The organism is Blautia sp. XA-2221, from assembly GCF_028767025.1.
Taxonomy (GTDB): Bacteria; Bacillota; Clostridia; order Lachnospirales; family Lachnospiraceae; genus Blautia_A.
On sequence record NZ_JAJQXX010000004.1, the window covers coordinates 145,032 to 160,554 of the forward strand.

Annotated in this window: 10 protein-coding genes; 1 reads left to right on the top strand and 9 read right to left on the bottom strand. The window is 41.1% G+C overall.

Annotated features, from left to right (window positions below; genetic code table 11):
- Window positions 1-149: 149 nt before the first annotated feature.
- The 4 genes from LU279_RS05190 to ileS all read right to left on the bottom strand — a co-directional run bounded on the left by LU279_RS05190 (window position 150) and on the right by ileS (window position 8,187).
- Window positions 150-1,478 carry an MATE family efflux transporter gene (locus tag LU279_RS05190; RefSeq protein WP_138270407.1) on the bottom strand — a complete coding sequence of 443 codons (1,329 nt, stop codon included), beginning with the start codon at window positions 1,476-1,478 and terminating at the stop codon, window positions 150-152.
- Between the two features lie 239 nt (window positions 1,479-1,717).
- Window positions 1,718-2,329 (bottom strand): nucleoside recognition protein, encoded by a 612-nt coding sequence (locus LU279_RS05195; RefSeq protein WP_138270406.1) that lies wholly within the window; start codon window positions 2,327-2,329, stop codon window positions 1,718-1,720.
- A gap of 236 nt (window positions 2,330-2,565) precedes the next feature.
- On the bottom strand, window positions 2,566-5,022 hold the full coding sequence (locus LU279_RS05200) for a glycogen/starch/alpha-glucan phosphorylase (RefSeq protein WP_274421485.1): 2,457 nt from the start codon (window positions 5,020-5,022) through the stop codon (window positions 2,566-2,568).
- Window positions 5,023-5,034: 12 nt separating this feature from the next.
- Entirely contained in the window at window positions 5,035-8,187 is a 3,153-nt protein-coding gene (ileS, locus tag LU279_RS05205; RefSeq protein ID WP_274421486.1) for an isoleucine--tRNA ligase, read from the bottom strand.
- 512 nt (window positions 8,188-8,699) lie between these two features.
- Between ileS and LU279_RS05210 the strand changes: the two genes are divergently transcribed.
- Window positions 8,700-9,617, top strand: a complete 918-nt coding sequence (locus tag LU279_RS05210) for a cation transporter (RefSeq protein WP_022067217.1) — start codon at window positions 8,700-8,702, stop codon at window positions 9,615-9,617.
- Window positions 9,618-9,630: 13 nt separating this feature from the next.
- On the opposite strand, the gene LU279_RS05215 is transcribed toward LU279_RS05210, so the two are convergent.
- From LU279_RS05215 to LU279_RS05235, 5 genes are all read right to left on the bottom strand, one after another.
- Entirely contained in the window at window positions 9,631-11,109 is a 1,479-nt protein-coding gene (locus tag LU279_RS05215) for a C69 family dipeptidase (RefSeq protein ID WP_274421487.1), read from the bottom strand.
- Between the two features lie 201 nt (window positions 11,110-11,310).
- Entirely contained in the window at window positions 11,311-12,588 is a 1,278-nt protein-coding gene (larC, locus tag LU279_RS05220) for a nickel pincer cofactor biosynthesis protein LarC (protein ID WP_274421489.1), read from the bottom strand.
- Between the two features lie 114 nt (window positions 12,589-12,702).
- A complete protein-coding gene (locus LU279_RS05225; RefSeq protein ID WP_274421490.1) occupies window positions 12,703-13,584 on the bottom strand; it encodes a ribokinase in 882 nt (293 codons plus the stop codon).
- An 81-nt stretch (window positions 13,585-13,665) separates the two neighbouring features.
- The gene (locus LU279_RS05230; RefSeq protein WP_274421491.1) at window positions 13,666-14,526 is read right to left on the bottom strand and encodes a hypothetical protein; all 861 of its coding nucleotides are present in this window, start codon (window positions 14,524-14,526) and stop codon (window positions 13,666-13,668) included.
- Window positions 14,527-14,531: 5 nt separating this feature from the next.
- Window positions 14,532-15,515 (bottom strand): zinc-dependent alcohol dehydrogenase, encoded by a 984-nt coding sequence (locus LU279_RS05235; protein WP_274421492.1) that lies wholly within the window; start codon window positions 15,513-15,515, stop codon window positions 14,532-14,534.
- Between the last annotated feature and the right edge of the window lie 8 nt (window positions 15,516-15,523).

Below are 15,523 nucleotides of genomic sequence, written 5' to 3' on the forward strand. Positions count from 1 at the left end.
TAAACTCATAATAAAACTTCCCGGAAATCACCTGCTTCCGGGAAGTTTTTTATCTGTAGTATTTTTCTGAATCTGGAAAAGAAACAGTAAATCAATCTCTTCTTTACCTTCCCATGTTTTCATGGGACAGGTCATTTCCGTATAAATATTCAGGCTTTTTCTGTACCTGGTTTCCTTCCTGCACTCTTTAACAGAACACATACTGCAAATATTGTCACTATCCCCTCTGTTACAGGGTAGGACAGCCATACGCCCTGCATTTCAAACACTGCTGAAAGAATAAAGGCAGCAGGAATGATCACAACCAGCCCCCTCAATACAGAGATCATCTGAGCCGGAAGCGCCCGTTCCGTAGAGGTAAAAAACATGGCCGAAACAATATTAAAGCCCACAAATGGCACAGCCAGGAAGTAAAGCTTCAGCCCCTCTTCCGCAATCTTCTGAAGCTGCATATCGTTTTCGCTGTTAAAGACAGATGTGATCGGCGATGCGAACAGGAACACGATTCCGTAGATTACCGCAGCTGTTCCCAGAAGGGCTATAACGGCATAACGAAATATTTTTCCTGTATTTTCCGCATCTCCGCTTCCGTAAGAGCGGCTGGCAATAGGCTGCATTCCCTGGGCGATTCCGGTAAACATGGATGTTACCACAAGAGAAATATTTGTTACCACTCCATAGGCAGCCACACCCAGATTTCCACGGATTCCCAGAATAATAAAGTTAAATACAATAATCACAATACCGGAGGCCAGCTCTGAAATAAAGGATGGTATACCCAGTGAAAAGGTGGTTCCCGTTAATCTGATATCCGGCTTTGCAGGACTGAAATGGAAGTTATTTTTTCTGCTTATCCAGTGTTTCGACAGCACGCCGACACTGATCACAGGAGCCAGTCCTGTGGCAAAAACAGCGCCGAAAATTCCCATTTTCATTGGAAAAATAAACACATAATCCAGTATGATGTTTGCAAAGCTTCCTGTCAGCATCGCTGTCATTGCAAGTCCCGGATTCCCGTCATTACGGACAAAACACAAAAGAAAATCATTTGTCATAAACGCAGGCGCAAACAAAAGAACTACCATAAGGTATGTTTTTGTCATTTCAAAAATTTCCCCGTCAGCGCCAAGAAGAGACGTGATATTTCCGGAAAAGCCAAGTCCCATAAGGACAAAGATCAAGGCAAAGATTCCAACCAGATACGCGGTATTCGTAAAGATCCTGTTGCCCTCCTGTTCCATTTTCTGCCCCCGGAAAATAGAGTATTTTGTGGCGCCTCCCATTCCCAGCATCATACCGCAGCCGTGTACAAAGCTGTACACGGGAATAGCAATATTCAGGGCAGCCAGACCGTCAGAGCCCAGTCCTCTGGCAATAAAAAAGGTATCTGCCAGAATATAACAGGACAGCCCGATCATTCCCAGAACATTCAGGCTGGTATATCGCATAAATTCTCCCAGACATGATGTTTTTTTCATATTCCCTCCTGTTGTTTTTATATTTCCCCCTGTTTCCAACACACCTGGCCGGCAAAACAAAAACGCCAGTATTTTCGCTTTCTAAGACCTACGGCGAAAAAACTGACGTCTTTATCCTCTTACCCGGTGGCAGAGGGATCGTTTCTTTTATTTAATCTGAATGGTATGATATCACATCCCAGGAGACCGGTCAAGTATTAACTCTCTGTGGGCAAAATACACAGAAAGGCTTCAGCCACTCACCTTCTGCTTCTGTCCATGATCTTACAGAACACCACCGCCACCGCTGTGCTCACTGCTGTAGCCAGTATAGCCGGGCCCACAATAGCAGCCGGATCAGCGCTTCCGTATTTTGTTCTGTATGCGATCATATTTAGCGGGATCAGCTGAAGAGAAGAAACGTTTATGATCATAAAGGTACACATGGCAGAACTTGCTGTACGTGGACTGCGTCTTCCTGTTTTTCCATATCTTCTGCACTCCTCCTTATTCAGACGGTCCAGTTCCTCCATTGCTTTTAGTCCTGCGCTGGTGCTTGCCCAGGAAATCCCAAAAAGATTTGATAAAAAATTCAGAGAAATATAATGACAGGCCGGGGAATCCGGTTCCAGACCGGGAAACAGAAATTTAAGAACAGGCCTCATCCTTCCTGCAAGCTGCGACACCAGCCCGGCATTTTCCGCAATTTTCATGATACCTGTCCACATGGCTGTAATTCCTGCCATTGTAATACAAAGGCTCACCGCCTCCCCTGCTGAGGAAACAACTGCTTCTGTTACAGCCTGAAGATTTCCTGCAAAAGCGCCGTACAAAACGCCAATAAGTATCATTCCGCCCCATAAATATGTCATACCTTTATCCTCCGGGACTTTCTCCACATATCTTATGACACACAAAAAACATTTTATTCCCACAGATCATATCTCGGAAATCAGACTCTCCCAAAACTGTTTCTGTGGAAATAAACCTGACCCGTGTTTTGAAAAGCACACCGGAATGACGCCTCAGCAGTTCCGTTCACAGAATAATTCTGTAAACAACACAGGCAGTCTGCTCTGAAAAGCAGGCTGCCTGTAAATATATTTCATTATTTGATAATTACTTTGTCCAGATGCCACATATCATCTACATACTCCTGAATAGTGCGGTCAGAAGTAAATTTTCCGCTGCAGGCAGTGTTCATCATTGCCATTCGAGCCCAGCGTTTTTCATCTCTGTAAGCCTCTTCCACTTTTTCCTGCGCTGCTGCATAAGCTCTGAAATCAGCCAGGATAAAGTACTGGTCAGCTTTGTCATAGCCGTTTCCATGAAGCAGAGAATCATACAGATCTCTGAACAGCTCTGTATCATTAGAGAAGGTTCCATTGATCAGTTCCATAAGAACCTGACGGATCTCACCATCTGTATTGTAGATCACATTCGGATCATAACCGCCATTGTTTTCATAGTTGATAACTTCATCAGAACTGAGGCCGAAAATAAAGGCATTTTCTTCGCCTACTTCCTCAACGATCTCCACATTGGCGCCGTCCATGGTTCCCAGTGTAGGAGCGCCGTTCAGCATAAACTTCATATTACCTGTACCGGAAGCTTCTTTACTTGCAGTAGAGATCTGCTCGGAAACGTCTGCTGCTGCAAAGATCATCTCTGCGTTGGATACACGGTAATTTTCAATGAATACAACCTTGATCTTGTTATCAATGGACTTGTCATTATTTACAACATCCGCAACTGAGTTGATCAGCTTGATGATTTTTTTTGCACGGGCATAACCTGCGGAAGCCTTTGCTCCGAAAATAAAGGTTCTCGGATAAAATTCCATACCCGGATTTCTTTTGATCTTATCATAAAGATAGATCACATGCAGGATATTCAGAAGCTGACGTTTGTACTCATGAAGTCTCTTAACCTGAACGTCAAAGATGGAATGAGGATCTACCTCAACACCATTATGTTCCAGAATATATTTTGCAAGGCGAACCTTGTTCTGGTATTTGATGTTCATAAACTCCTGCTGCGCTCTCTCATCATCCACATAAAGTTTCAGCTTGCTGATCTGGGAAAGATCTGTGATCCAGTCCGGACCAATGTGATCTGTTACCCAGTTTGCAAGAAGCTGATTTCCGTGAAGAAGGAAACGTCTCTGGGTAATACCGTTTGTTTTGTTGTTGAATTTCTCAGGCATCATCTCATAAAAATCTTTCAGCTCCTGATTTTTCAGGATCTCTGTATGAAGTCTGGCAACACCGTTTACGGAAAATCCTGCAACAATGGCAAGATGAGCCATTTTTACCTGACCATCATAAATAATAGCCATTTTTTTGATCTTCTCGTAGTTACCCGGATATTTTGCCTGGATCTCAATGATAAATCTGCGGTTGATCTCCTCAATGATCTGATATACACGGGGAAGCAGTCTGGAAAACAGCTCGATCGGCCATTTTTCCAGCGCCTCTGACATAATGGTGTGATTGGTGTATGCCACACATTTTGTTGTGATATCCCATGCCTCGTCCCATCCAAGACCTTCCTCATCTATAAGGATACGCATCAGTTCCGCTACTGCTACTGTAGGATGAGTATCATTCATCTGGAATACAACTTTTTCATAAAGTTTACGGATATCACTGTGATTTTTCTTATACTTCTCGATTGCAGCCTGAAGACTTGCGGAAACGAAGAAATACTGCTGTTTCAGACGCAGTTCCTTACCTGCCATATGGTTATCGTTAGGATAAAGCACCTCCACGATATTGCGGGCAAGGTTTTCCTGCTCTACAGCCTTCTTGTAATCACCCTTGTCAAAGGAGTCCAGTCCAAAATCAACAATCGGCTCTGCATCCCAGATACGAAGAGTATTTACAATCTTATTGTTATATCCCAGGATCGGCATATCAAAAGGCACAGCCTTTACTGCCTGATATCCCTCATGGATAAATCTGTTTGATCCGGTTGCCGGATCATATTCCACACGGACATATCCGCCAAAGTGGACTTCCTTAGCGTATTCCGGGCGGCGCAGTTCAAAAGGATAGCCATTTTTCAGCCAGTTATCCGGAACCTCAAGCTGGAAACCATCTCTGATCTCCTGCTTGAACATACCGTAACGGTAACGGATGCCACAGCCATAGGCACAGTAATTCAGAGTTGCAAGAGAATCCAGGAAGCAGGCTGCCAGACGGCCCAGACCGCCGTTGCCAAGGGCCGGATCCGGTTCCTGATCTTCGATGACATTGAGATCAAGCCCCAGTTCCTCAAGAGCTTCCTTTACCTCCTCATAAGCGGTCAGATTCAGAAGATTGTTGCCCAGCGCACGACCCATAAGGAACTCCATGGACATATAGTATACGATCTTCGGATCCTGTTTCTGATATGCATTCTGTGTTTCCAGCCAGTTATCAATGATAACGTCTTTTACTGTATAGCTGACTGCCTGAAAAATCTGCTCCTGAGTTGCCTCTTCAAGAGTTTTGCGGTACAGAAATTTTACATTTTCTTTTACGCTTTCTTTAAAAGCCTCTTTTTTGAACTGCTTATCTATCATTTCTTTTTCCTCCTACTTTCTGGTTACACCAAGAACTACATTCTCTTTATTAATGTTCCATTCTTTTACATAACCATCAGCTTCGTTCAGAGTGATTTCCTCTGCCAGAACCTCAGACATGATTTCATCCCTATGGTTTTCCATAATATCCATAATGCACTGATTGTCTTTTGCATAAACATGGATCTTATCCATAACCTCAAAGCCAGCCTCTTTTCTCATGGTCTGAATCTTACTGATGATCTCGCGTACAAATCCTTCCTCGATCAGTTCCGGAGTCAGATTTGTATCAAGAACTACCGAAGTATCTCCGTCTGTTTCTGTTACATATCCTTCTGTCTGAGCTGTTTCGATCAGAAGATCCTCTTCTGTCAGCTCAACTTTATTGCCGTTAATATCCAGAGTAAGAAGTCCTGTTTCCTTCAGTTCTTTCATAGCCTCTGTTCCGTTCAGTTCTGTAAGAGCTGTACGGATACCGTTCAGAAGTTTTCCGTATTTCGGTCCCACTGTACGAAGCTGCGGCTTGAAGCTGTAGGAAATAAAGGATTCTACATCCTTTGCAAATTTCACTTCTTTTACATTCAACTCATCTGCAATAATATCTGTATAGAACTGATCCATTTCTTTCTCAGCTTTTACAAACATGGTTCCGATAGGCTGACGGTTCTTGATATTTGCAGTATTTCTTGCTGCACGGCCAAGAACAACCACCTTCAGAAGAGCCTCCATGTCATCTTCAAGATCTTTGTTGATCCATTCCTCTTTTACCTCCGGGAAATCACAGAGATGGATACTTTCCGGAGCAGACGGATCTACGCTTCTTACAAGGTTCTGATACATATCCTCTGTCATAAACGGAATCATAGGAGCAGCAGCTTTGGAGATTGTCACAAGAGCTGTGTACAGGGTCATGTATGCGTTGATCTTATCCTGCTCCATTCCCTTTGCCCAGAAACGTTCACGGCTTCTTCTTACATACCAGTTACTCATCTCGTCCACAAATTCCTGAAGGGCTCTTGCGCTCTCCGGGATCTTGTAGGAAGCAAGATTTTCGTCAACAGCCTTTACTACGGAGTTCAGCTTGCTGAGAAGCCATTTGTCCATAACAGGAAGGTTGTCGTAATCCAGGTTGTATTTTGTCGGGTCAAACTCGTCAATATTTGCATAAAGCACAAAGAACGCATAAGTATTCCACAGAGTGCTCATGAACTTACGCTGTCCTTCCACAACAGCTTTGCCATGGAAACGGTTCGGCAGCCACGGAGCGCTGTTGATGTAGAAATACCAGCGGATAGCGTCTGCGCCGTATTTTTCCAGAGCATCAAAAGGATCCACTGCATTTCCCTTGGACTTACTCATTTTCTGTCCGTTCTCATCCTGAACATGTCCCAGAACGATAACGTTTCTGTAAGGAGCCTTGTTAAACAGCAAAGTGGACTCTGCCAGAAGAGAATAGAACCATCCTCTTGTCTGGTCAACTGCCTCGGAAATAAAATCTGCCGGGAACTGCTGCTCAAACAGATCCTGATTTTCAAATGGATAATGATGCTGCGCAAAAGGCATTGCTCCTGAATCAAACCAGCAGTCAATAACCTCCGGTACACGGTGCATGGTTCCGCCGCACTCCGGACACTTCAGAGTGATCTCATCAATGTACGGACGGTGAAGCTCTACTGTTTTTGCCTTTTCATCACCACTCATCTCAAAAAGCTCCTGACGGCTTCCGATAGAGTGCATATGTCCACATTCACACTGCCAGATATTTAAAGGTGTTCCCCAGTAACGGTTTCTGGAAATACCCCAGTCCTGAACGTTTTCCAGCCAGTCGCCGAAACGTCCTTTACCAATGCTTTCCGGAATCCAGTTGATGGTATTGTTGTTGCGGATCAGGTCTTCCTTCACTGCTGTCATTTTGATGAACCAGGACTCACGCGCATAGTAGATAAGCGGTGTGTCGCATCTCCAGCAGTGTGGATAATCATGCTCAAATTTCGGCGCATCAAAAAGCTTGCCCTCTTTGTCCAGGTCAACAAGTACAAGGGGATCGGCTTTCTTTACAAATACTCCTGCGTATGGAGTTTCTTTTGCCATATTTCCCTGTCCGTCTACAAACTGTACAAACGGAAGGTTGTAATCGCGGCCAACACGGTTATCATCCTCACCAAATGCCGGAGCGATATGAACGATACCGGTACCGTCGCTCATAGTAACATAGCTGTCACATACTACAAAATGCGCTTTTTTCTTCTGTTTTGCAGCTGCCTCTTTTGTGCATTCCCAGAGAGGTTCATACTCTTTATATTCCAGATCTTTACCCTTGTAAGTTTCCAGAATCTCGTATGCTTTTTCATCATCTTTTGCCAGCTTGCCGAGAACCTTGTCCATAAGAGCCTCAGCCAGATAATAGGTATAACCGTCTGCTGCTTTTACCTTACAGTAGGTTTCATCCGGGTTTACGCAAAGCGCCAGGTTGGAAGGCAGTGTCCACGGTGTTGTTGTCCATGCAAGGAAATAGGCATCCTCGCCTACCACCTTAAAGCGTACGATAGCGGAACGCTCTTTTACAGTTTTGTAGCCCTGGGAAACCTCCTGTGCAGAAAGCGGAGTTCCACAGCGAGGGCAGTACGGAACAATCTTAAATCCTTTATAAAGAAGATCTTTATTCCAGATTTCTTTCAGCGCCCACCACTCAGACTCAATGTAATTATCATCATAAGTTACATATGGATGCTCCATGTCAGCCCAGAAACCAACGGTTGAAGAGAAATCCTCCCACATTCCCTTGTATTTCCAGACACTTTCCTTACACTGCTGGATAAACGGCTCCATACCGTAAGCCTCGATCTGCTCCTTGCCGTCAAGACCAAGCTTTTTCTCTACCTCCAGCTCTACCGGAAGGCCATGGGTGTCCCATCCTGCCTTACGAGGAACCATGCAGCCCTTCATTGTACGGTATCTCGGAATCATATCCTTAATAACACGGGTCAGCACATGGCCAATGTGAGGCTTGCCGTTGGCGGTTGGCGGTCCATCATAAAATGTATAGGTTTCCCCTTCCTTACGGCTGTCCATACTTTTTTCAAAAATTTTGTTTTCTTTCCAGAACTGCTCGACCTTTTTTTCACGGTCCACAAAGTTCAGGTTCGTATCTACTTTCTGATACACGATTGCTTCCTCCTTATAATAAAAGAGCCCTCGTCCTGTAAAAGGACGAGAGCTGAATCTACGCTTCTTCGCACCACCTGTTACACAATACGGGCAGAATCCTGCCGATATCTGTCCCACTTAACGGCGGGAACACCGTCTGTCCCTACTTTTTTCCAATTTCGGGAAAGAAACTCCGGAGTGATATTCGGCCGTTCCTACTTGCACCGGGCTTCCACCTGCCCCCGGCTCTCTGCAGCGTTCGATTTCTTTTCAGTCACTCTAAAATGTCTGCGGCTTACTGTCTCCATCAACGTTTTTGCGTGATCATATATACAGATTATATTATAAAGTCTATAATTTCTATCTGTCAAGTCCTTTCCCTGATTATTCCAAAAATCCGAGAGCTTTTCGACCGGATATAAATATATTTTTGAAAGTCTGACAGGTGTTTACTTTATTTTAGGGTTGTTATATAATACCTTTCATTATACACATACATTTTTTATGCGAATTGTCTGAAAGGAGTAATCATGACATCTGAACCTGCCAAAAACTCAAAAGAAATTCTTGAAAAAAGGATCCTGCTTCTGTCATTTATCAGTGGACTGTTCTTTGTAGCCGCCGAACTGGTCTATGCTGTATACAGTCATTCCCAGTCTACTCTTATGGATGCACTTTATGATGCATCTGAACTAATCTTTATTGTACTGATCCTGTTTTTGACACCATTATTCCATAAACCGGTTTCTGAAAAAAGACCCTATGGTTTCTTTCAGGTAGAATCCTTTTTTATCCTTGTCAAAAATATAATGCTGACTTCTGTAACAGTCAGTGTTCTTGCTGATGTTATTGAAAGCCTTCTTTCTGGCGGAAATAATATTAACAAAGGACAGGTTTCCCTGTTTCAGTTCATGGTCGGACTTGTCAGTCTGGGTATTTTTCTGATCATGAAATTCATGAGCCGCAATGTTTCCTCTCCTACCGTAAAAGCAGAGATCCTGGGCTGGAAAATTGATGTAGCATACAGTATTGGTATGTCGGGTGCTTTTTTTATTGCAACTCAGTTAAAAAATACTCCTTTTGATTTTTTGGCTCCATATTTTGACCAGTTAGTCGCTATTTTTATTATGATACTTATGATTCCGGAAAGCATCAAAATGCTTATGGAAACTTTTCGAGAGCTTTTCCTTTTTTCACCTGACAAAAAAACAGTTGGCAGAATTAAGGAGCTTTCTTCCGGTATCCTGAAAGATTTTTCCTTTCATCCTGTTTTTTACGATATTGCCCGTACAGGAAGACAGCTATGGGTTGCTATTTATTTTCGGATAAATTCTGACAGCCTGAATGTATGCCAACTTCATGAAGCAACCAATCGGCTGAACCAGATTCTCTCCGGAGAATTCACGGATATTTCCTGTGAACTGATCTTGGACAGTCGGGAAGGATAAATATCCTTTCTGCTTATGCATCACTTCTGGAAAATCCGTTTCTCATCAGACAGCTTGAAGTAAACAGAACCTTATCCAGAAGCTCTGTTGTTTTTTCCTGGATAAAATCAGAAATTTCCTGATTTGCCGCTTCAAAAAATGCCTTTTTATCCTCTGGCTCTTTTTCCAGAAATTCCTGATCAAATTTTCGGATCATTTCATATACCTTACGGTCTGATGAAAGCTGATAACGCTCAATATTTGACTGATTCTCATAAAAATGCGGGTCAGCCAGAGCCGCGATAATACGGTTTGCCCAGTAAAAATTCTCTGTTGTCGGCTTCACATAAGCCTTTGAAAGATACTCCGGCATTTTATCCACTCCAGGATAAAGAGGAATCATGGCATTAAACACATTGGAACCCAGTGCAACCCACTGCAGCACCTTCAGGTCCTCCGGCATATAAGGACGGATCTGAACAAGTCCAAGAGCATTATTCCTGCTGATACCGATAGGTCTGTACCTGCCTGCTCCGGTGTCCTTTCCGTAAACATCATAAGGAGTTCCCTGATAATAATTAGAAAGTATCCATTTTACCTCTTCCAGTGTGATCTTTTTTTCCGGAATAAGAGACCAGGGAAGATCGTCATCCTCCGGTCTGTATTCTGCATCCGGTCCGTCCCAGTCAAAGGTTCTGGGATTAAAATACCGAAGCATCACCCATGCACGGGGAGTATTATAAACATGGTCTGCATCCTCATGAGAACCAAAGGCTGTTCTGGGATTAAACTCTTCCTCGGGATCCATACGCACGTCCAGATGATTCTCCTGGATCAGTTTTTTCAGGCTGAAGGAACACATATGGTTTTCTTTTTTACCGTAAGCATCATCCAGATCAAAACTGTCAATTCCAAACTGGTTAGGCATAACCACATATTCATTATCAGGAACTTTTTTTGCGATCCAGTTATGTCCTCCGATTGTTTCCAGCCACCAGATCTCATTTTCATCCTGAAATGCAATTCCGTTCATCTCATAAGTTCCATAGGTTTCCAGAAGCATTCCCAGACGTTCTACTCCCTCTCTTGCAGAAGAAATATAGGGAAGAGTAATTGTCACCATATCCTCCTCTCCGATACCTCCCACGATTTCCGGCTCGTTGCCCTCGGATTTCTTGTAGCGTACCAGTGGATCCCCGCCGGCCACTCTGGCATTGGTTGTAAGAGTTTCTGTTGCTGTCATGGAAACATTTTTTTCGTTGACACCGTAAGCGCCCCAGATTCCCTCCACAGTATCACTGTTTGGAAGGTATGTATACTGGAACGGAGTTTCAGGAAGAGGGATCTCCACATGAGAAAGCACAGATTTATAAAGTCTCGGCTGATCTTCCGGCTTCATAACCTCCAGTCTTTTGGCACAGAACTCCCCTGACGGAGAATCTTCATTTCTCGCAACAATCGTGGAGCCGTCATAAGTTGCGTTTTTTCCAATTAAAATTGTGGTACATGGCATAGTCGTTTCCTCCTGTGTATTATATAAGTCTATTTTAATATAAAACCTATAATATTTCACCGTCTTTTTCAAAAACCAGGCTGCATTTTGATTTTTAAAATCATACACTAAAAAAGCCCTCAAACCGATAGTTTCCCATCAATTCAAAGGCCTGTTATGCTATTCCATATGACTAATTTTCGGTCTATATTACTTTTCTTTTCATAATAAAAATTTCTCAGTCCATTTCATTTTTATTTTCTCCCATGCCTCCCTATAGCCCATATGATTTTCTTCGGCAAAACAAACAACGCTTTCATATTCTGGATAACATTTTTTACTTCCATCCGGCAATGTACATATTTTAACTTTCAGTAATCTATCCTGCAATACAACATTTTGTATTTCACTTTTTAATATCGAACTCTCCATATAATTTTTCCGAATGCCAATTGTCGTTGTCTGTCTGAAAATAATCTCTTCCATCTCTGGAATTTTTTCTTCTTTACATATTATAGAAAGCAGCCATGCCGGTCTATTCTTTTTCATAAATACAGGTGTATAATATACGTCTTTTGCTCCTGCATTAAAAAGATGATTCATTATATTTCCAAGTTCTTCCCCCGTACTATCATCTATATTTGTCTCCAATTTCCATATATTATTTTTTAATTTAATTTCAGGAACAATCCACATTGCTCTTAAGACTCCAACACATTCATATGCACGTTTTCCTGCTCCTACTCCAGTTTTTACAATCGTAAATTTTTCTGGAAGCATATTTGATGTCTGTATTGCAGCGACAATTGCCGCTCCTGTTGGTGTCACTAATTCGCCCTTAATATCCGTAATTTTTAATTTAATTTGTTTCTTCTGAATAAGACTAACAACTGCTGGTACAGGTATTGGAATTTCTCCATGCTGACAATAAACAGTTCCTGTTCCCTCATATAACTGTGGTATAATCACCTCTGTGATATCTAAAAGATCTAAACATATAGCAGTTGCCGCAATATCTATAATAGAATCAACAGCGCCTACCTCATGAAAATGAACCTCTTCTTTTTCAATCCCATGTGCACAGGCCTCCGCTTCCGCCAGCAATTCAAAAATGTGAAGAGCTATTTTTTTTGCATTATCTGTCATAGATGAGCTAAGAATTATATTTCTAATTTCTACTATCCCTCTATGTTCATGCTCTCCATATATCTCATGTTTTTTTCTATGCGTATCGGAGTTAATATCTATTGCTTTATGAGCGTGAAGATATTCTATATTATGATCATGATTCTCATATTTTTTATCTAATATCACAGAAAAATCACAAACATCCAATCCAGATTTTTTTACACGCGAAACCTTTATCTCATATCCATCGATGTTCAAACTGTCTAATGTTTTTTTTAGCAGATTTATATCAACACCTAAATCAATTAATGCAGCAACTGTCATATCGCCACTAATCCCCGAATAGCATTCTAAATACAGTGTTTTTCCCATAAAGATCTCTCCTAAATTTATTTCCTTTTCCACAAAGCATCGAAATAATATTATTATGTATATTCATTCAAAAAGCCATCTGCGGTCCTTTATATAAGTCACCTGTTTTTCTTTTTATAATAAATTTATTACTTCATCAAAATATGGTATAGAAGGGATTGCTCCTGCTCGAGAAACTGCTATGGACGAAGCCTTTGCCGCAATACGCATTGCATCCTCTTTACAATATCCTCGTATAATTGCAGCAAGAAAGTACCCAGTAAACGTGTCACCAGCTGCTGTTGTATCCTGTGCGTCTGTCTGAAATGCACTTTGAAATACACGCTCTTTTCCATTTGAATAAATTGCGCCTTCTACACCTAGTGTCAAAATAATTTCTGTATCAGGATACTTTTGATTTAATCTATTTATAATTTTTTCCGGTTCTTTTTCTCCAGTACATTGATAACCCTCTATTTCATTCAATATAAGAATATCAACTTTTTTCAGATTACATTTATTAATATTATCATTGTATGGTGCTGGATTTAAAATTATCTTCATGTTTTTTTCATAAGCTGCATCAATGATATAATCTAAAAGATTTACTTCATTTTGTAAAACCAGATAATCACCAGATTTAAAATCATTTAACACAGAGTCAATGAATTCTACTGTCAGCATCTGATTTGTTCCACCATAAAGAATAATACTATTCTGTGCATGTTTATCTACTTGAATAATAGTATGTCCGCCTTTTACCGGCAAGTTTTTTAAATAAGGTGTATGAATTTTATTCTCTTTACAAGCGTCTATCAGCATACCTCCATCATTCCCAGTGATTCCTGCATGATATACTTCTATGCCAGCTCTAGCTAATGCTACCGATTGATTTAGACCCTTTCCGCCACAAAAAGCTTCCATTTTTTCAGATAATTGTGTTTCTCCACCAACAATAATGTGATCTACAGAATATACGTAATCTACATTCAAAGATCCAAAATTTAACACTTTCATGCGTCTTTCTCCTCCATTTGCGAAATATAATAAAGAGACAGCAGAATTTTTATCTGAAATTCCACCGCCTCTTTTTGCCTATTAATCCATTATACCTTTTACCACACTGGTATTAAAAGGACTTTGCCTTGCTCCAATTTGAGGCAGTCTTCTTTCTATTGCTGCTCTTGCATATTCAATATCTTCAACTGCTTCTTCTGGGGTAAAACATCCAATACATACCATATCCTGTTCTCGTATGGTATTATAGGTAAAGTTAAGTCCTACATATGGTGTAGTTCTACCCGCTGCACATGGTTTTATTGTAAGAACTGGCTTTTTTGCACTATGTATAATCTTCGCGACGCTTTCTATTTCCACCTGCATCAGAAATCCCATACAGTTGAAAATTTGTATATATGTTTCTACATCATATTCATTTTCATCCGCATACTGAATAACTTCTGGCATGTGCGCCGACAATCCTGGGATCATTCCATTTTCTCTAATCATATACAAATAATCCGGTAAACGATCAATGGTTCCTTTATTTTTGTTAATAAGCTGTTCTACACATGAATGAATTGGTAAACAAATTTTAGCGCCTCTTTTAGCACTTTCCTTAATTACCTGTTCTGCTTCTTTACGCGCTGCCGAATTATCATCAACATTAATTACAACAGTGTCTAAGACAGTCATTTTCTTTCCTGTTGTCTCCTCCGACATATGAACCGCATCAATTAGATCATTGTCAATTCCGAATAGCCCTAAAACCGCATTAATGTCTTTTTCAAGAAATGTATTAAAAATTTGTGATACACTTTTAGGATTGCTATGTGTATCCAAAATCATATTATCCTTCGCCGGAGTTCTATGACTCCAGCCAGACACCCAGTTACATCCTATGATTAGCCGTGGTAATTCAATATTACCTATCTTTGTTGTTGGAAATTTCCCACTCATATTCTTCAGCCTTTCGTAAATAAAACGACACCTTTCATGTAATTATCTTTTTTATCACACGCTCTCTGGAAAAGTTCTTCCATAGCATCAAGGTCTTTATAGTATGCAGTGTGTGTAACATATTCTTCCGGTGCCAATACTCGTTTTTCAATCATTTCATACGCTTTAGGAAGAAGTTCTGGATAATGTGCATTACAGAATGGAGAAAGATTATACACTTTTAATCCTCCGAGATGCCATTTTGTTCCATTAAATGTAACATCACCTCTATGGAACGTAGCAATTCCTAATTTTCCTGCCTGTTTTGTTAAAGAATCTGCCAGCTCAAATCCAGAAGCTGATGCACCAAAATCAATTACCACATCTGCACCACCAGCATTTTGAATTTCTTTAATAACTCTCTTTCCATCTTCACTGTCAGGATCTAAAACTTCTGTCGGATGTAATTCTTGTGCCATTTTTCGACGATCTTCTCTTAATTCAAATACAGTGATTCTACCTGCCTGACTTCCCTTAGTTAAAACCTGTAAAGTCTGCAGTCCCATATAACCAGCTCCAACCAAAACCACATGGTCTCCTAATTGAATATCCAAAGTATTCACAACGTTGATTACGCAGCAAGCCGGTTCATAGATAACAGAAGCCCAGTCAGTAACATCATCAGGAAGCTTGATTACTCCATCTTTACGATTTATAAAATACTCGCTCATCATATCGCTTCCACCATATGCCGCAAATACTTTATCTCCTGGTTTCAAATTTTTTACTTCAGATCCAACTTTTTCAATAATACCAGCACCTTCATGTCCAATAACATATGGATATGGTCCTGGTGCATTAACACCTCTATACAACCAAGAGTCCCAACAGCATACGCCACATGACATTGTTTTTACTAATACTTCATTTGGTCCTGGTTCATCCGGAATTTCATGCTGTAAAACATCCAGTTTCATATAGTCTTTTACGTAAACACCATTTACTTTCATTTAAAATA